At 74.3% G+C, this 17,648-nt stretch carries 16 protein-coding genes, 1 pseudogene and 1 riboswitch; of the genes and pseudogenes, 8 read left to right on the top strand and 9 right to left on the bottom strand.

Annotation, left to right across the window (positions count from 1 at the left end; all coding sequences use genetic code 11):
* Positions 1-128: 128 nt before the first annotated feature.
* A complete protein-coding gene (locus FGF04_RS23160) occupies positions 129-620 on the top strand; it encodes a Pycsar system effector family protein (RefSeq protein ID WP_149513206.1) in 492 nt (163 codons plus the stop codon).
* A gap of 51 nt (positions 621-671) precedes the next feature.
* On the opposite strand, the gene FGF04_RS23155 is transcribed toward FGF04_RS23160, so the two are convergent.
* The 5 genes and pseudogenes from FGF04_RS23155 to thiO all read right to left on the bottom strand — a co-directional run bounded on the left by FGF04_RS23155 (position 672) and on the right by thiO (position 5,973).
* Positions 672-1,541, bottom strand: coding sequence for a deoxyribonuclease IV (locus FGF04_RS23155; RefSeq protein ID WP_149513205.1), 870 nt, complete (start codon positions 1,539-1,541; stop codon positions 672-674).
* A 94-nt stretch (positions 1,542-1,635) separates the two neighbouring features.
* Positions 1,636-3,601, bottom strand: a pseudogene (gene pknB, locus FGF04_RS23150) (Stk1 family PASTA domain-containing Ser/Thr kinase).
* Between the two features lie 162 nt (positions 3,602-3,763).
* Positions 3,764-4,558 (bottom strand): thiazole synthase, encoded by a 795-nt coding sequence (locus tag FGF04_RS23145; RefSeq protein WP_149513204.1) that lies wholly within the window; start codon positions 4,556-4,558, stop codon positions 3,764-3,766.
* 3 nt (positions 4,559-4,561) lie between these two features.
* Entirely contained in the window at positions 4,562-4,768 is a 207-nt protein-coding gene (gene thiS, locus FGF04_RS23140) for a sulfur carrier protein ThiS (RefSeq protein ID WP_188114185.1), read from the bottom strand.
* Positions 4,765-5,973, bottom strand: a complete 1,209-nt coding sequence (gene thiO, locus FGF04_RS23135; RefSeq protein ID WP_149513203.1) for a glycine oxidase ThiO — start codon at positions 5,971-5,973, stop codon at positions 4,765-4,767. Before thiO ends, thiS begins: the two co-directional genes overlap by 4 nt.
* Positions 5,971-6,083, bottom strand: a riboswitch (TPP riboswitch). (Overlaps the previous gene by 3 nt.)
* A 52-nt stretch (positions 6,084-6,135) precedes the next feature.
* Between thiO and FGF04_RS23130 the strand changes: the two genes are divergently transcribed.
* The 6 genes from FGF04_RS23130 to FGF04_RS23105 all read left to right on the top strand — a co-directional run bounded on the left by FGF04_RS23130 (position 6,136) and on the right by FGF04_RS23105 (position 11,158).
* Entirely contained in the window at positions 6,136-6,480 is a 345-nt protein-coding gene (locus FGF04_RS23130; protein ID WP_149513202.1) for a hypothetical protein, read from the top strand.
* 87 nt (positions 6,481-6,567) lie between these two features.
* Positions 6,568-7,797: an NAD(P)/FAD-dependent oxidoreductase gene (locus tag FGF04_RS23125; protein ID WP_149513201.1), complete on the top strand. Its 1,230-nt coding sequence runs from the start codon at positions 6,568-6,570 to the stop codon at positions 7,795-7,797.
* A 179-nt stretch (positions 7,798-7,976) separates the two neighbouring features.
* Positions 7,977-8,348: a helix-turn-helix domain-containing protein gene (locus FGF04_RS23120; RefSeq protein WP_149513200.1), complete on the top strand. Its 372-nt coding sequence runs from the start codon at positions 7,977-7,979 to the stop codon at positions 8,346-8,348.
* 84 nt (positions 8,349-8,432) lie between these two features.
* Positions 8,433-9,083 carry a thiamine phosphate synthase gene (gene thiE / locus FGF04_RS23115; RefSeq protein ID WP_149513199.1) on the top strand — a complete coding sequence of 217 codons (651 nt, stop codon included), beginning with the start codon at positions 8,433-8,435 and terminating at the stop codon, positions 9,081-9,083.
* A 134-nt stretch (positions 9,084-9,217) separates the two neighbouring features.
* The gene (metF, locus tag FGF04_RS23110) at positions 9,218-10,141 is read left to right on the top strand and encodes a methylenetetrahydrofolate reductase [NAD(P)H] (RefSeq protein ID WP_149513198.1); all 924 of its coding nucleotides are present in this window, start codon (positions 9,218-9,220) and stop codon (positions 10,139-10,141) included.
* A 57-nt stretch (positions 10,142-10,198) separates the two neighbouring features.
* Positions 10,199-11,158 carry an SCO2102 family sporulation regulator gene (locus FGF04_RS23105; protein ID WP_149513197.1) on the top strand — a complete coding sequence of 320 codons (960 nt, stop codon included), beginning with the start codon at positions 10,199-10,201 and terminating at the stop codon, positions 11,156-11,158.
* A gap of 82 nt (positions 11,159-11,240) precedes the next feature.
* On the opposite strand, the gene FGF04_RS23100 is transcribed toward FGF04_RS23105, so the two are convergent.
* The 4 genes from FGF04_RS23100 to FGF04_RS23085 all read right to left on the bottom strand — a co-directional run bounded on the left by FGF04_RS23100 (position 11,241) and on the right by FGF04_RS23085 (position 16,697).
* Positions 11,241-12,755: a phytoene desaturase family protein gene (locus tag FGF04_RS23100; RefSeq protein ID WP_149513196.1), complete on the bottom strand. Its 1,515-nt coding sequence runs from the start codon at positions 12,753-12,755 to the stop codon at positions 11,241-11,243.
* A gap of 405 nt (positions 12,756-13,160) precedes the next feature.
* The gene (locus FGF04_RS23095; RefSeq protein ID WP_149513195.1) at positions 13,161-13,802 is read right to left on the bottom strand and encodes a TetR/AcrR family transcriptional regulator; all 642 of its coding nucleotides are present in this window, start codon (positions 13,800-13,802) and stop codon (positions 13,161-13,163) included.
* An 11-nt stretch (positions 13,803-13,813) separates the two neighbouring features.
* Positions 13,814-15,904, bottom strand: coding sequence for a YhgE/Pip family protein (locus tag FGF04_RS23090; protein ID WP_149513194.1), 2,091 nt, complete (start codon positions 15,902-15,904; stop codon positions 13,814-13,816).
* Positions 15,876-16,697: an ATP-binding cassette domain-containing protein gene (locus FGF04_RS23085; RefSeq protein ID WP_408055664.1), complete on the bottom strand. Its 822-nt coding sequence runs from the start codon at positions 16,695-16,697 to the stop codon at positions 15,876-15,878. Before FGF04_RS23085 ends, FGF04_RS23090 begins: the two co-directional genes overlap by 29 nt.
* A 191-nt stretch (positions 16,698-16,888) precedes the next feature.
* Between FGF04_RS23085 and FGF04_RS23080 the strand changes: the two genes are divergently transcribed.
* On the top strand, positions 16,889-17,458 hold the full coding sequence (locus tag FGF04_RS23080) for an SAV_6107 family HEPN domain-containing protein (protein WP_149513193.1): 570 nt from the start codon (positions 16,889-16,891) through the stop codon (positions 17,456-17,458).
* Positions 17,459-17,648 lie beyond the last annotated feature (190 nt).

Here is a 17,648-nt window from a genome sequence, read left to right as displayed (position 1 = left end):
CCGCCGATGCCGCCCGCGCCCCCGTCGGCCCCGGCCGACGCGCCCCCGGTGCCGCCCGCACGGCCGGCCGTCGACGGGGCGGACGCCGGATCCGGGTCGGGCTCCGGTCCCGGTTCCGGGGCGCGCGAGTGAGTTCCGGCGACACGGACGACGCCGCGCACTACGTCGCCGAACGGCTGCTGGCGACCGTGCGCGAGGACCTGGGCCGGGCGGACCTCAAGGCGTCGGTCCTGCTCTCGGGCGCGGTGGCGGTGCCCGCACTGGTGCTAGCCCGGGGGGTGCCGGCCGGTCTCCCCGGGCTCGCGCTGGGGTTCCTCGCGGCCGGCGGGGTGCTCTGGACGGGCGGGGCGCTGCTGCTCCTCGCGGTGATCGCGCCCCGCACCGGCACGGTCCGCTCGGTGCCGGGGCCGACGTTCTACGCCGACGCCCTGGCCGCCACGGACCCGGCGGCACTGCGCCGCGCCGCCGCCGAGGCGGGCGCCGACCGGGTGGGGTGGCTGCTGGCCCAGTTCCGGGACGCCAGCGTCATCCTCGCCGCCAAGTACCGCTGGCTGCGCCGCTCGGCGGCGCTGTTCGGGGCCGGGCTGCTGCTGGCGGCCCTGACACCGGTCGTGGGCTGACAGGTCGTGGGGTGACGGGACGGGTCCGGGGCCGGCCCGCCGGCCCGCGGCTCAGCCGTCCCGTAGCTTCTTCAGGCGTTCCACGTCGGCCGCGTGGCCCTCCTTGCCGCCGGGCGTCTCGATGACCAGGGGCACGCCCGCGGTGGCGGGGTGGGTCATCAGGGCGCGGAAGGGGTCCTCGCCGATGTGGCCGGCGCCGATGTTCTCGTGGCGGTCCTTGTGGGCGCCCGCCACGTCCTTGGAGTCGTTGGCGTGGATCAGCTTCAGGCGGCCCTCGCCGACGGCGTCCACCAGCAGGTCCAGGGTCTGGTGCATCCCGCTGGGCCCGGTGAGGTCGTGGCCCGCGGCGAAGACGTGGCAGGTGTCCAGGCAGACGCCGAGCTTCGGGTGGGCGTCGAGCGCCTCGAAGTAGGGGCCGAAGTCCCAGGTCCGCGAGCAGAGCGAGGCGCCCTGCCCCGCGGTGCCCTCCAGCAGGAGGTCGGGGTCGTCGTCGTGGGTCAGCTCGTCGAGCAACGGCAGCAGGTGCTCGCGCACCTGCCGCAGCGCGACCGCGCGTTCGCGGCCACCGGTGGCGGAGCCGGTGTGCACGACCACCCCGCGCGCCCCGATCGCGCGCCCGCGGCGCAGCGAGTGCCGCAGCGACTCCACCGATTTCTCCACGGTCGCCTCCGTGTGCGAACCGAAGTTGATCAGGTAGGGCGCGTGGACGTACGCGGGCAGGGACCGCTCCGCGCAGGCGGTGCGGAAGGCCTCGTCCTGGACCGGGTTGCCGGGCGGGGTCGCCCAGCCGCGCGGGTTGGCGACGAAGACCTGTACGGCCTCGGCGGCCAGCTCCTGCGCGTACGCGAGGCCTACGGAGGCGAGGCCTCCGGCGACCGGGACGTGGCCGCCGACGGGGTTGCGGGACTGCTCTGTGCTCACCCTCCCAGGGTGTCACGCCCTCCGGGCCGCCCCGCCGCCGGACCTCCCGCCGGCGGATCTCCTCGTCCGGCCCGTGCTCCCCGTCCGGCGCCGGTCAGCGGATCTGGATCTTGATCTTCGATCCCTTGGGCGCCGTCTCGCCGCCCTCCACGGACTGGCTCTTGACCGTGTCGCCGAACAGGCCCAGCAGGCCGCGGTCCTCCTCGACCTCGAAGCCGGCCTCCTCCAGCGCCTGCTTCGCGTCGTCGACGCTGTCGCCCACGACGTCCGGGACCTCGACCAGCGGCGGGCCCTTGGAGACCGTCAGCTCGACGGTGTCGCCCTCCGCCACGTTCTTCCCGGGTTCGAGCGACTGCTCCGCCACCTGCCCGGCCTCGTAGTCGGCGGTGACCCGCCCGGTGGCGACCTCGACCGTCAGGCCCGCCTCCTCCAGCTCCTGCCGGGCGTCCTCCAGGTCCTCGCCGAGCACGTCGGGCACCTCCACCGGGCGCCCCTTGCTGACGACGATCGCGATCGCCGAACCGCCGCGGCGCTCGGTGCCCGCGGCCGGCTTCGTGCCGATCACGTTGCCCACGGTGACCTCGTCGCTGAACGCCTTCGTGACCATGCCGGCCGCCAGGCCCTCCCGCTCCAGCCGCTCCTTGGCCTTGTCGAGCACGAAGCCCTTGAGGTCCGGCACCCGCACGATGTCCGGGCCCTTGGAGAGCGTCAGCGTCACGGAGTCGTTGGCGCGGATGCGTTCGCCGGTCCCGGGGTCGGTGCTGATGACCCGGCCGATCCTGACCGTGTCGCTGTTCGCCTTCCTGACGGCCCCCACCTCCAGGCCGGCGTCCTCGATGCGCTTCCTGGCCTGCGCCTCCGTCTTGTCGAGGACCGCCGGGACCTTGGTGAACTGGCCGGAGTTGATGTACCAGACGCCCGCGCCGACGCCGAGGGCCAGCAGCACCGCGGCGACGACCGCGAGCAGACCGCGGCGGGGCGCCAGGGTGCGGCGGCCGGCGCGGGGCGGCTCGGGCGGCGGGGACGCCGGTGAACGACGAGACCGACGGGGACGGCAGATAGCTCGTGCGGTGCAGCCCGGCGTCCCCGTCGGTCTCGTCGTTCACCGGCAGCGGCCGCTGCACCGACAGCGAGCGCGGGATGACGCTCGTACGGTCCTCGGCGCCCGAGCGGTCCCCGGCGACCGCCCTCGGGGGCACGGCGTCCAGCTGCTCGTCGCTCAGGGCCATCCGCGCGTCCAGGGTCTGCGCGAGCAGCGCCACCGCGTCGTACGGGCGGACCTCGGGGTTGCGGGCGGTGGCCGAGACGACCAGCTCGTCGAGCTCGAAGGGCAGGCCCGGCACGGCCGCCGACGGCGGGGGCACGTCCTCGTGCAGGTGCTTGTAGAGCACCGCGGCGGGCGAGTCCCCCGAGTGCGGCCGGTCGCCGGTCAGCATCTCGTAGAAGAGGATGCCGCACGCGTACACGTCCACGCGGGGGTCGGCCGTGCCGTCCTCTATCTGCTCCGGCGCCAGGTAGGACACCGTGCCCAGCACGGCGCCCGTCGTGTGGGTGACCGTGTCCACGGCCCGTACGAGGCCGAAGTCCGCCACCTTCACCCGGCCGTCGTCCCCTATGAGGACGTTCTCGGGCTTCATGTCGCGGTGCACGAACCCGGCGCGGTGCGCGGCGCCGAGCGCGGCGAGGACCGGCTCCAGGATGTCCAGCGCGGCGCGCGGCTGGAGCGCCCCGCGCTCGCGCAGTACGTCGCGCAGGGTGCAGCCGGCGACGTACTCCATCGCCAGGTAGACGTAGGCGCCCTGGGCGCCCTGGTCGAAGACCTGCACCACGTTCGGGTGGGCGAGCCTGGCCACCGACTTGGCCTCGCGGATGAAGCGCTCCACGAAGGAGGCGTCGGCGGCCAGCGCCGGATGCATCACCTTGAGCGCGAGCACCCGGTCGAGACGGGTGTCCACGGCCCGGTAGACCGTGGCCATCCCGCCGACCGCGATGCGCGCTTCGACGTGATACCTGCCGTCGAGCACGTGCCCGACCAAGGGGTCCTGAAGGGTCGTGTCCACGCAGGTGAGTGTACGAGCCGCCACTGACGCGGCCCCCCGTCCGGGCGGTTCCGGGGCGGTACTGAAGCCGACCTGTGACGGACCCCGCACGCCGCCCGGGACGGCACGGCGGACGGACCGGCGCCGGGCACATGCGGACGTTCCCGGCAAAGGCGGTGAAGGTCAGAAAGCGGGGCGTTCCGGGTCCAGGCGGGCGATTCCGTCCGCCGGGGAGGAGGCCTCGGCGAAGTGGCGGCGCGGGATGCGGCCCGCCCGGTACGCCAGCCGGCCGGCCTCGACCGCGTGCCGCATGCCCTCGGCCATCAGGACCGGCTCCTGGGCCCGGGTCACGGCCGAGGCGAGCATCACCCCGGCGCAGCCCAGCTCCATGGCGAGCGCGGCGTCCGACGCCGTACCGGCGCCCGCGTCCAGGATCACCGGCACGCCCGCGCGTTCGACGATCAGCTGGAAGTTGTGCGGGTTGCGGATCCCGAGCCCCGAGCCGATGGGCGACCCCAGCGGCATGACCGCGGCGCAGCCCACGTCCTCCAGCTTCCGCGCGAGGACCGGGTCGTCGTTCGTGTACGGCAGCACCGTGAAGCCGTCGTCGACGAGGGTCTCGGCGGCGTCCAGCAGCTCGACCGGATCGGGCAGCAGGGTGCGCTCGTCGGCGATGACCTCCAGCTTGACCAGGTCCGTGCCGAGCGCCTCACGCGCCAGGCGGGCCGTCAGTACGGCCTCCCCGGCGGTGAAGCAGCCCGCGGTGTTCGGCAGCACGCGGATGCCGAGCCGGTCGAGCACGGACAGCACCGAGCCGTGCGAGCCGGGGCTCACGCGCCGCATCGCGACCGTCGTCAGCTCCGTGCCGGACGCGACGAGCGAGCGCTCCAGGACGTCCAGGCTCGGGGCGCCGCCGGTGCCCATGATCAGACGGGACGCGTAGGTCGTACCGCCGAGGACGAAGGGGTCGTCGGCCATGGGTCAGCCTCCTTGGACGGCGGTGAGCACTTCGACGCGGTCGCCCTCGCGCAGGAGGGTGGCCGGCCACTGCGCGCGCGGGACGACGGTCTCGTTGAGCGCGGCGGCGATGCCGGACGGGGCCGCGCAGAGGCCGGCGACGAGGGTGTCGAGGTCGGTGCCGGCGGCGAGCCGCCGCCGCTCCCCGTTGACGAGGACGGTCACGCTCATACGGGCTGCTCCGTGCGTGCGGCGGCGGCGAACCGCTCCGGGGTGAAGGGGCGCGCCTCCTCGGGCAGTTCACCGGCGGTCAGGGCGTGCGCCAGCGCGTCGCCGGTGACCGGGGTGAGCAGGACGCCGTTGCGGTGGTGGCCGGTGGCCAGGAGGAGTCCGGGCAGCAGGCTCGGGCCGAGCAGGGGCGCGTTGTCGGGGGAGCCGGGGCGCAGTCCGGCCCGCGTCTCGGTGAGCGGCAGTTCGGTGATGCCGGGGACGAGTTCGTGGGCGTCCCGCAGCAGTTCGTACACACCGCCCGCGGTCACCGTGGTGTCCCAGCCCAGCTCCTCGCTGGTCGCGCCCACGACGAGCTCGCCGCTCTCGCGTGGCACCAGGTAGACGTGGCTGCCGCGGACCACGGCGCGCACCGTCCGGCTCAGGAACGGCCCGCCGCGCTCCGGCATGGCCAGCCGCAGCACCTGCCCCTTCACGGGGCGCACCGGCGGCAGCACGTGCTCGGGCACGCCCGCCAGGCGGCCGCTGAGGCTGCCCGCGGCCAGGACCACCTGGTCCGCGCCGAGGGCGGCGCCGTCCCGTGTGACGACTCCCGCGGCCCGGTCCCCTGCGACGGTCAGGCGCTCGGCCCAGGTGCGGTGGAAGACCACCCCGGCGCGCTCGCACGCCGTCACCAGGGCCGCGGCGAGCTGCCTCGGGTCGATCTGGTGGTCGCCGTCCACCCGCAGTCCGCCGCGCACGCCCGGCGCGAGCATCGGTTCCAGGCGGCGGCACTCGCGGCCGCTCAGCCACTGCGACTCCAGGCCCGACCGCTGCTGCAGGGCGTGCAGTTCGCGCAGGTGGGCGCGGTCGTCGGCGTCGAGCGCCACGGTCAGCGTGCCGCACTGCCGGTAGCCGAGGTCCAGGCCGCTCGCCGCGGTCAGCTCGGCGGCGAAGTCCGGATAGCGGCGCGCCGAGGCCAGGTTGAGGCCCAGCAGGGTCTGCTCGCCGTAGTGCAGTTCGGTGACGGCGGCCAGCATCCCGGCCGCGACCTGCGCGGCGCCGCCGCCGGGCGCGGGGTCCACGACGGCGACCGCCGCACCGCGCTGGGCGGTCCGCCAGGCGGTGACCAGGCCGATGATCCCGCCGCCGACGACCAGGACGTCGACGGCCGGCACGCCGGACGACGGTGCCCGTCCGGACGCAGACGCTTGTGGTGTACGCGACATGGGCGTCCAGCCCCTCCCTTCGCCGGCATGACCCGGATCAGGTTCGTACGGTCGGAGGCCGCCCAGCCTCCCTCTCAGCCCGGTGCGTCCGGGCTCCCGCGAGTGCTCTACGGTGGCCACCCTAACGCTTCGCCCCGCACCGCAGTAAGGGAGCCTCACGGCATGGCCCGCTCGCTCGACGGACTCGTCCTCGCCCCCGTGGCCGACCAGGCGCCCGGCCAGGTGGGGACGCGCACCCGGTTCGCCTACCACGAGGAGGACGGCCGGATCTGGGCCGACTACGCGGGCGGCGACGTCGTGCGCGGCCACCTCGTGGGCACCCGGGACGGCGACCGGCTCGACTTCCGGTACGTGCAGCTGAAGACGGACGGCAGCACCTCGTCCGGGCACTGCGTGTCCGAGGTCACCGAGACCTCCGACGGCCGGGTGCGGCTGGCGGAGACCTGGGAGTGGGAGTCCCAGGAGGGCAGCGGGACGAGCGTGGTCGAGGAGGTGGCCGCGGCCTGAGGCCGCGCCCCGGCCCACCGTCCCCGCCCCCTGACGGACGCGTTCACCGACTGTCTGACGCGTTCACCGACTGTCTATGGTGACCGGGTGAGCGAGCTGACGCAGGAACCGGGCCCGACGACGCCGGCCGGGGTCGTGATCGCCGGTGCGGGCATGGCCGGGGTGCAGACGGCCGTCGCCCTGCGGGAGCAGGGCTTCCGGGGGCCGGTGACCCTGATCGGCGCGGAGCCCCACCAGCCGTACGACCGGCCGCCCCTGTCCAAGGCCGTGCTGCTCGGCAAGGCCGAGGGCTCCGCCTTCGACGTCGACTTCGAGAGCCTGGGCGTCGAACTGCGCCTGGGGCTCGACGTGACCGGCCTGCGCCCCGGGCGGCGCGAGCTCGACACGGCCGGCGGTCCGGTCCCGTACGGCGTCCTGGTCCTCGCCACCGGGGCGGAACCCGTCCGGCTGCCCGGCACCGAGGGCGTGCCCGGCGTCCACCTCCTGCGCACCCTCGACGACGCCGAGCGGCTGCGCCCCGTCCTCGCCTGGCAGCTCGACGTCGTGGTGGTGGGCGCGGGCTGGATCGGCGCGGAGTTCGCCACGGCGGCGCGGGAGGCGGGGTGCGCGGTGACCGTCGTCGAGGCCGCCGACCGGCCGCTCGCCGGCGCGCTGCCGGCCGAGGTGGCCGCCCCGATGACCGCCTGGTACGCGGACAGCGGGGCGTCGCTGCGCACCCGCGCGCGCGTGGCGCGCGTCGAGCCCGGCGCGGTGGTGCTGGACGACGGGTCGCGGCTGCCCGCGGGCGCCGTGGTCGTCGGTGTGGGGGCACGGCCCGCCACGTCCTGGCTGGCCGGCTCGGGGATCGAGCTCGGCGCCCACGGGGAGGTCGTCGCGGACGACCACCTGCGCACCTCCGTCCCGGACGTGTACGCGGTCGGCGACTGCGCCTCCTTCCCGTCGGGGCGCTACGGGGAGCGCCTGCTGGTCCACCACTGGGACAACGCGCTGCAGGGGCCGCGCACGGTGGCGGCGAACATCGTCGGCGAGACGCCCGGGCCGTACGACCCGGTGCCCTACTTCTGGTCCGAGCAGTTCGGCCGCTTCGTCCAGTACGCGGGGCACCACGGGGCCGCCGACGCCATGGTGTGGCGGGGCGATCCGGCCGGGCCCGCCTGGTCGGTGTGCTGGCTCCGGGAGGGCCGCCTGGCCGCCGTCCTGGCGGTGGGGCGCCCGCGGGACCTGGCCCAGGGGCGCCGCCTGATCGAGACGGGCGCGGCACTGGATCCCGCCCTGCTGGCGGATCCGGCCCGCCCCCTGAAGAAGGCCGTGGTCTGACGCGCGGCCCGGTGGGGGCTGGTCGCGCAGTTCCCCGCGCCCCTTCTAGGGGCGCGGGGAACTGCGCGAGCAACCACGGACGGCCCGCACCTGACGAACCCTCCCGGCGGGCCGCAGGCCACACCCCCGGTGGGTGACCCGGGTACCCACTGTCGGTGGGAGGTGGCAGGCTTGGGTGCGTGACCGAGATTGACGCAAAGATCGATGCTCTCGTCCCCGCCTGGCTCACCCTCCCCGACATCGCCGAACAGTTCGGCGTCGAGGTGACCCGCGTCCGGCAGCTGGTCAAGGAGGGCCAGCTCATCGCCGTACGCCGTGGTGAGAACCGCGCGCTGCACGTCCCCGCCGCCTTCATCGACGCGGACGAGCAGAAGATCGTCAAGGGCCTCACCGGCACCCTGACGCTCCTGCGGGACGACGGCTTCTCCGACGAAGAGATGCTGGAGTGGCTCTTCACCCCCGACGAGAGCCTGCCGGGCACGCCCGCGCAGGCCCTGAGCGAGAATCGCGGCACGGAGGTGAAGCGCCGCGCCCAGGCGCTCGCCGTCTGACCTGATCGCACCACACGCCGCACGGCGTACGGGCCGCGGAGCGCGCGGCCCGTACGCCACCGACCTGCCACGGGGGACCCACGCATGCCCGCACCCACCGCACGCGACCGGCTCGCCGACGCCCGGGTCTACCTCTGCACGGACGCCCGCAGGCGCCAGGGGGACCTCGCCGACTTCCTGGACGCGGTCCTCGCGGGCGGCGTGGACATCGTGCAGCTGCGCGACAAGGGCATGGAGGCGGCCGAGGAGCTGGAGCACCTCGCCGTGTTCGCGGACGCCTGCCGCCGGCACGGCAAGCTGCTCGCGGTGAACGACCGGGCCGACGTCGCGCACGCCGCCCGGGCCGACGTCCTGCACCTCGGACAGGGGGACCTGCCCGTCCCCGCCGCCCGGGCGATCCTCGGCGGGGAGACCCTGGTGGGCCGCTCCACGCATGCCGACGCGGAGGCCTCGGCCGCCGCCGTCCAGGACGGCGTGGACTACTTCTGCACCGGCCCCTGCTGGCCCACCCCCACCAAGCCGGGACGGCACGCGCCGGGCCTGGACCTGGTGCGGCACACCGCCGCGCTCGCCACGGACCGCCCCTGGTTCGCCATCGGCGGCATCGACCTGGGCAACCTCGACGAGGTGCTGGAGGCGGGCGCCCGCCGCGTGGTCGTCGTACGGGCGATCACCGAGGCCGACGACCCGGGCGCGGCGGCGGCGGAGTTCGCGAAGCGCCTGCGGACGGCGTGAGCGTCCGGGGACCGGAGGGACGCTCGACCGCCGTTCGAGCCCCGGTTGTCCGAGGCGTGGACAACAAGTCGACAATACGGCCAAATCCCCCACGTTCGGTCGGCCGGCCGCCCCACCTTGGCTAACCTGCGGGTATGGCCCTCGGATCTGCTTCCACCCGGACCGACCGCGCACGCACCGTGCGGGACATGCTCGCGTCCGGCAGGACGACGTATTCGTTCGAGTTCTGGGCGCCGAAGACCGAGAAGGGCGAGCGCAACCTGTGGAACGCGCTGCGCCGGGTCGAGGCGGTCGCGCCCAGTTTCGTCTCCGTGACGTACGGCGCCGGCGGCACCACCCGGGCCGGCACGGTCAAGGCGACGGAGCAGATCGTCGCCGACACGACGCTCACCCCGGTCGCCCACCTCACCGCCGTCGACCACTCCGTCGCGGAGCTGCGCAACATCATCGGCCAGTACGCGGACGCCGGGATCCGGAACATGCTCGCGGTGCGCGGCGACCCGCCCGGCGACCCCATGGCCGACTGGGTGGCGCACCCCCAGGGCCTCACCTACGCGGCCGAACTGGTCCAGCTCATCAAGGAATCGGGCGACTTCTGCGTGGGCGTCGCGGCGTTCCCGGAGATGCACCCGCGCTCCGCGGACTGGGACACCGACGTGGCGAACTTCGTCGACAAGTGCCGGGCCGGCGCCGACTACGCGATCACGCAGATGTTCTTCCAGCCGGAGGCGTACCTGCGCCTGCGTGACCGGGTCGACGCGGCGGGCTGCAGCACGCCGGTCATCCCCGAGGTCATGCCGGTGACCAGCGTGAAGATGCTGGAGCGATTGCCACAACTCAGCAACGCCTCGTTCCCGGACGCCCTGAAAGAGCGGATCCTCACAGTCAAGGACGATCCGGCGGCTGTACGCTCCATTGGCATCGAGTTCGCCACGGAGTTCTGCGCGAGGCTGCTGGCCGAGGGAGTCCCCGGACTGCACTTCATCACGCTGAACAACTCCACCGCGACGCTGGAAATCTACGAGAACCTGGGCCTGCACCATCCGCAGCAGGCCTAGACCGGCCGCATCGTCGTACGACACACTGCGTAGCGGCCACCTGGGAGAGGGGCGTACATGGGCTGGACGGTCCTCTACATCGCGTTCGGCTTCGTCGCGCTGTGGCTGCTCGGCGAGGTGCTGCTGCAGTACAAGGCCCGGCTGCGCTGGCGGCTGCTGGCCTTCGGCGGCTTCCTCGGCGTCGTCATCGGTGTCCTGATCCCGTCGGTGGTGGTCATCGGCCTGGGCGCGGCCGCCTTCGCCGTCGGCCAGACGTACGTCACGCTGTCGTTCCGCAGCGGCTTCGCCTCCGGCTGGGCCGTCACCGGCCGCCCGGACTTCACCAAGCGCCGCCGGGGCGGGTCCGACCGCAAGGACCCGACGCTGGAGGTCACGGACCTGCACGCCGCGGAGACCACCACGTTCTCCCAGGCGGATCTCGGCCGCGACGAGAGCTTCGGCCGGGACGAGGTCTTCGGCCACGAGGACTCGGTCTTCGGGCAGCGTCCGGCGGCCGCCGAGGCCACCTCCGTGTACGAGCCGCAGCCCCTGCCCGACGAGACCGGCCAGTACGGCGTCTACAGCGACGCCGCCTACGCCGCGGCCACCGACCCCGCGTACGCCGCCGCCCAGGCGCAGGGCCAGGACCAGGCGCAGGACCAGTTCGCGCAGAACTACGGGTACGACGGCTACCAGGGCTACGACCAGCAGCAGTACGGCTACGACACGGGGCAACAGCAGCAGTACGCCGCCTACTCCGACCCGTACATCGGCACGCAGGCCTACGACGCGGCCTCGTACGGCCAGTCCTTCGACGGCTCGCAGCAGCAGTACGGGCAGCAGGGCCAGCAGGGCTACGGGCAGGACCAGTACGGCGCGGGCGGCTACGCCGGCGAGACCCCGCCCGGTGGTGTCTGGGTGCCGCAGCAGCGGACCACCGAGGACCCGTACGGGGGCGAACTCCCGCAGGAGCAGCCCTACCCCTACGAGGGCAACGGGCAGCAGGGCGGCTACGACGGGCAGCAGTACCGGTACTGAACCGGCGCCGGCGCCCGCCCCGCGGGCGTCACGGCGGCCCCCCCCGCCCGCGGGTGTCACTGCGAGATTCCGCCTTCAGGCGTCACTGCGAGCCCCGGAAGTCCGGTCCCTCCACGATCAGCCCGGCGACCAGCGCGCCCGACATGCCGGCGTGCGGGAGCCCGCCGCCGGGGTGCGCCCAGCCGCCGACCGCGAACAGGCCCGGCAGCCGGGTGGTGTTGGCGGGGTGCAGCAGCCGCCCGCCGGCCGCGGCGAGGGCCGGGGCCGGCACCGCGCCGCCGTCCGCGCCGGTCGCCTCCGCGACGTCCCGCGGTGTGCGCACCTCGTGCCACAGGACCCGGTCGCGCAGGCCGGGGACGGCCCGCCCGGCACGGGTGATCATCGTGTCGGCCAGCTCCGCGAAGGCGTCGCGGGAGGCCCCGCCGGGAGCGTCACGGTACGCGGGCACCGTCGCCGTCAGCGTGAGCGCCTCGTGCCCGTCGTCCGGTACCGAGGCGAGGTCGTCGGGCCGGAGCACGGTGACCGTGGGCCGGTCCGGCAGGCCGGAGCCGTCGCCGAAGAGGCAGGCCAGCTCCCGCGCGCGGTCGTCCGTGTGCACCACCGTCCGGTGCGCGGCGTCCGGCGGCCGCGGTCCCCGCAGCGCCAGGTGGACCGTCAGCCGGCTCGGCAGCCCGTGCTGCGCGGGCACCTCGTCGGCGCCGCGCGCCGCCGCGGGGCCGATCCGCTCCAGCACACCGGGCGCCACGCCGGCGACCACGAAGTCCGCCTCCACGACGGTCCCGCCGGCCAGCTCCACGCCCGCCGCACGGCCGTCCTTCTCGACGATCCGCTCGACGGCCGCCCCGAAGGTGAACTCCACCCGCCGGGCCAGGCACCGCTCGTACACGGCCCGGGCCAGCTCGCGGAGCCCGCCGCGCACGTACCACACGCCGAACGCGTGCTCCATGTACGGCAGGACGGCCGCACTTGCCGGGGCCGTACGCGGGTCGAGGCCGTACGCCAGCGCGTGGCTCTCCAGCAGTGCGGCGAGGCGGGGGTCCGCCAGCTCCCGGTCGGCGACCTCCGCGAGCGTGCTCGCCGTCCGCGTGCGCAGCAGGCGCCGCTGCCGCAGGGCCGGGTAGGGCTCGCGCTCGCCCAGGACCCGCCAGTCGGCCCACAGCGGCTCCTCCAGGAGCGGCCGCCGCGTCCGGTCCCAGGCCTCGCGGGCCCGGACCAGGAAGTCGCCCCAGCGCTCACCGGCGCCCGCGCCGAGGGCCCCGTCCAGCGCCGAGACGACGCCCGCGCGCGAGGCGTTGGGCAGCGAGACCTCCGTGCCGTCCGCGAAGACGTGCCGGGCCGCCGGGTCGACCTGCACCAGGTCGACCCGGGCCTCCAGGGGCTCCTTGCCCGTCTTGACGAACAGGTCGCGGTGGACCGCGGGCACCTGGAGCAGTCCGGGGCCGGTGTCGAAGGCGAAGCCGTCGCGCTCGAAGCGGCCCACCGCGCCGCCGTACGTCGCCGTGCGCTCGAACACCGTCACCCGGTGGCCCGCGACGGCCAGCCGGGCCGCGGCCGCCATCGCGCCCATGCCGGCGCCGATCACCACAATCCGTGCCATGCCAGGGACTGTATCGGCCGCGGTGCGGGCCGGTCGGCGGCGGTCCGCACCGGCGCCCCGGCGCAGCTGGGGACGGGGAGCGCAGGGGGAGCGGGGAGTACGGACGCGGACGCGATCGTGACMAGCCGGCGCCGGTCCGGCCTGGGCATGAGCACACAGGGCTGAGTACGCGTACCTATGAGGTGAGTTGAGTACGCGCGCGGATGGGTGCCGACCTGCGCGGACGGGAGAGTGGTGGCACGGAAAGGGGCGCGGCTCCGGCACCGCCGACACGGGGCGGCGGAACGGGGCGGCGCCCTCTACCGCTCCTTCCGCCGAGCACCTCGGCGGGAGCGAGACAGGGGGAGACCCGGAGGGACCGGAACGCGGGACCGCCGGGGGCCGGCGCCCCTCCGCGGCCGGCGCCTAGCCGCGTTTCGGGAGGCCCCCGCCGACCCTCCCCTGGAGCAGCAGGGACAGCGCGGCGTGGACGTCGTCCAGGGACCGCTGCGGCTGGAACGCCAGCCAGTCCAGGGCCGCCACCAGCACCATGCCGACCAGCGCCGCCGCCGTCAGCGGGGTGTCGATCTCGTCGCTCAGCTCACCGTTGGCGATGCCGTCGCGCAGGACGTCCTCGACGACCGCGACGGCCTCCTGTCTGACCACCATCAGGGTGGACTGCCAGGCCCGGTTGGTGCGCCACAGCTCCGCCACGTACAACTGCGTGAAGGCCGGATAGCGGTGGATGAAGACGAGGCCCGCGCGGGTCATCGCGTCCAGCGCGTCGACCCTGCTGCCGCCCCGCCGGTCGGTCTCCTCGACCGCCTCCCGCAGCGACGCGGTGAGCAGTCCCACCCCGTGCCGGAGCAACTCCTCGAAGAGGACGGACTTGCTGGCGAAGTTGTAGTAGACCGTGCCCTTCGCCACTCCGGCACGCTCGGCGATCTCGTCCACGGTGGTCGCGGAGAAGCCCTGCTCGGCGATGAGGGTCACCGCCGCCTCGTAGAGCTTCTGCCGGGTCGCCCGTCTCCGGCCGCCGCCGCTGTACGCCGTCCTGCTGCTTTCCATGGTCCCGATTGTCACAGGCTCAGCTCCGGGTGCAGACGGTCGAGGGTCCACACCTGCCGTCGCCGCGCGGACACCGCGGTGAGCGCGAGGGCTCCCGCCGTGAACGCGGCGAGCACGGCGCACGCCTGCCAGACCGGTCCCAGGCCGCCGCCCGTGATGAGTCTCCTGAGGGCGTCGACGACGTGGCTCATCGGCATGAAGGGGTGGATCGCGTTGAAGAAGCCCGGGCTGGTCTGCACGGGGTACGTGCCGCCGGCGGACGTCAGCTGCAGCATCAGGAAGGCCAGGACGAGGATGCGCCCGGCCGCTCCGAAGCGGGCGTTCAGCCACTGCACGATCGCCGCGAAGCAGGCCGTCACCAGGAACAGGAAGGCCACCGTCCCGGCCGCCCGCACGGCCTCCAGGCCGATCGCCCAGTGCAGTACGGACATCAGCGCGACCGTCTGCAGCACTCCCAGGGCGGCCACCGGCAGCCAGCCCGCCAGGGTGATGCGCCAGGCGGGGGCGCCCGCGGCGAGCGCGCGCCGATTGAGCGGCAGGATCAGCATGTAGGCGACCATCGCGCCCACCCACAGGGAGAGCGGGATGAAGTACGGGGCGAAACCGGTGCCGTAGTTGGGCGCCTTGTGCAGGTCCTTCGAGGCGAGCTGCACGGGGTCGGCCATGACCCCGGTGCGCCGGTCGCGGTCCTTCTTGTCGTAATCGGGGATCTTCTCCGCGCCGTCGTGGAGTCCGCCGGCGAGCTTGCCCGAGCCGTCGGCGAGCTTGTACATGCCGCCTTCCAGGTCGTCGGCGCCCGTCCCCAGCCTGCCGATCCCGCTGTCGAGGTCGGTGGCGCCCTTCTTGGCCGTGCCGAGCCCCGTGTGCAGGGTCTCGGCCCCCTTGGCGACCTTCCCGGCTCCCCTGTTGAGCTGGTTGATCTTCGAGACGGCCGTGGCGAGGTCCTCGGACAGGTGCGGTGAGCGGTCGGCCAGCGCCCGCGCCTGCTTCTCCAGGGTGGCCAGGTGCTTGTCCAGCGACTTCAGGTCGCCGCTTTGGCCGGTCACCAGCGTCTCGACGTCGTCGGCGACCTTCACCACGTCCGCCGCCGCGTCCCTGGCCTTCTTCAGGTCCGGGCAGGCGGTGTCGGGCAGCGGCAGGTCCTGGCCCTCGCAGCGCGCCCTGTAGACACCGTTCAGCGTGTCGGACGCCGTGTGCGCGCTCTTCGCGGCGGCCGGGGCCGTCCTCGCCAGGGTGTCGAGGTTGCCGCGGATGACCGAGGCGGAGTCCGCGACGAGCCGGGCGGTGTCGCCGATCTCCTTCTCGTTGCCCTTCAGGAAGGGCCCCACCTTGCCCGCGACGCCGTTGACCTTGTCCGCGAGTGTCTGAGTGCCCTCGGCGACCTGCCGCGAGCCGTCCTCCAGGTCGCCCGCGCCCGTGTCGAGCTTCTTCAGCCCGGTGGCGAGCTTGCCGCTGCCCTTCTCGGCGTCCGCCAGGCCGTCCGCGAGGTCCTTCGAGCCCTTTTCGGCCTTCCCGATGCCACCGGAGAGGGTGTCGGCCCCCTCGGCGGCCTTCTGGGTCTTCCCGTGAATGTCGGAGAACGACACGAAGATCCGGTCGAGGAACGACCGGGACGCCTTGGTCGAGGCGGCCGTGCGCACCTCGCTGAAGACCGTCCGCGAGATCTGCCCGACGATGTAGTTGTTCGCGTCGTTCGTACGCACCTGGAGGGCGCCCGTCTCCGGCGAGTCCCCCGAACTGGAGGTGACCCGGCGGCTGAAGTCGGACGGCATGGTCAGCGACAGGTAGTAGTCGCCGTTCTCGACGCCCCTGCGGGCCTCGGCGGCGCTCACCTCGTGCCACTCGAAGGTGTCGCTCCTGCGCAGCCCCTTGGTGATCTCGTCGCCCATCACGATCTTCTCGTGGGCGGCGGTGGCTCCCTTGTCGTCGTTGACCAGCGCCACGGGGATGCGGTCGAGACGGCCGTACGGGTCCCAGAACGACCACAGGTAGAGGGCGCCGTAGAGCAGGGGCAGCAGCAGGAGCGCGGCCAGCGCGGCACGCGGGAGCCTGCCCCTGCCGAAACGCCTGAGCTCAAGCGCGGCCAGCTTCGGCGTGCGCATCCGCCGTCTCCTTGTCGTCGTCCGTGTCGTCTTGGTCGGCCTCGTCGGCCCGGGCGTCCTTGACGTCCTCGATGAGGGCCGGTCGGTCGGTGCGGTCGGTGGGGCCGGTGGAGAGCACCACCGCGTCCGCGGGGGCCTCGCTGCACACCGCCACGACGGTGGTGCCGCTCCCGGCCAGGGAGCGCAACAGCGCCCAGACCTCGGCCCGTTCGGCCGCCGCGAGCTTCAGGTCGGTGTCGTCGACGCCGAGCAGCCGGGGGCGCCCGATCAGGGCGAGGGCCACGGACAGCCGCAGCGCCTCCAGGCGTTCCAGGTCGCGGACGGCGGTCCTGGGGCCCTTGGGCAGCGCCTCCAGGTCCAGCCCGGCGGCGGCCAGCGCGTCGTCGACCCGCAGCCGCGCCTGCGCCCGCCGCTCCCGGCGGGGCCGGAACAGACCGCGTACGGGACCGCCGAACCGCCGTTGCAGCAGGGCCCTTTCGCGCAGGTGCTCCGCCACGGACAGGGCGGGCTCCAGGTCGGTGACGCCCGGCACGTGGGCCAGGGCGCTGGACCGGCGGACCGCCGCCATCTGCTTCGGCAGCTCGAACATCCCCACCGCGGCGCGCCCTTCGGTGGGCCTCATCCGCCCGGTGAGCGCGAGCAGCAGACAGGTGCGGCCCGAGCCCGACGGCCCCTCGACCGCGATCAGCGAACCGGGCTCCGCGCGCACGTCCATGCCGCGGAACGCCCAGCCGCGGGGTCCCTTCAGCCCGAAGCCCTCGGCGGTGACGCCGAGTCCCTGCGGACCGTCCACGACTTCCCCCACCCGGCATCTCCCCGAAGCGCGAAATATTTGAACTGACTGGTCAGTGCAAAAACTACTCCGAACCTACGATCGAAGCAAAACCCCAGGTCAGAACGGATTGTCAGTGGCATACCGCACGATAGGCACATACGGCACTCCCCGCCGGGGCGTGCCGTCACACAGACGACAGGAGGTTCGTCATGGCCAGTTCTTCCGCAGCCGCCGCCCGCCGGCGCCGCGCCGCCGGCCCTGCCCCCTCGCTGACCGGCCCGGCGAGCGACGTGCACCCCGTGCTCCGCCGTGCCACGGCCCCGCCTGCCGCCCTCGACCTGCTCGCCCAGGCCCACGCCGGACTGGACGAGGCGTCCCTGCTGGAAACACCGAACGAGCGGTATGCGACGGCGCACCTGGCCGCCCTGCGCACCGCCGCGGCCGTGCTCGCCGCCCGGGGCCGCCCGGAGACCACCGCGAGGCGCCGCGCCAAGATACGGAGCGCCTGGGAAGTGCTCCCCGAGATAGCACCCGAACTGGCCGAGTGGAGCGCGCTCTTCGCCTCCGGCGCCGGCCGCCGGGCCCGCGCGGAGGCCGGCATCCAGGGCGCGGCCACCGTCCGCGACGCCGACGACCTGCTGCGCGACGTGGAGATGTTCCTGCGCCTCGTCGAGCGCATGCTGGTGCTCCAGCCGGTCCTGCCCCAGGCGCGGCAGGACGGCGAGCAGGAGGCGCGGCGCACACCGGAGGCCGACCGGGACGTGCCCGACGCGGGGTGAGGGGACCGCCCGTCCGGCGCGCGAGACGGGACGCCGGACAGCGGGCACCAGGCAATAGGCTGGGGGACGCCTGCATCTCCCCGCCCCGCACCGGGCCGGGAGGAACCCCATCGCTCCGCCGCGCACGAGGCGGTGCCGCGCCGAGGAGTCAACTGCCGTGTCGGAGCCGATGCGCCCACCCGTCTCCCAC

The organism is Streptomyces apricus, from assembly GCF_008369065.1.
GTDB classification, from domain to species: Bacteria; Actinomycetota; Actinomycetes; order Streptomycetales; family Streptomycetaceae; genus Streptomyces; species Streptomyces apricus.
Note: the sequence above shows the minus strand (reverse complement) of the source record. Positions and strands in the feature narration are given on the sequence as shown.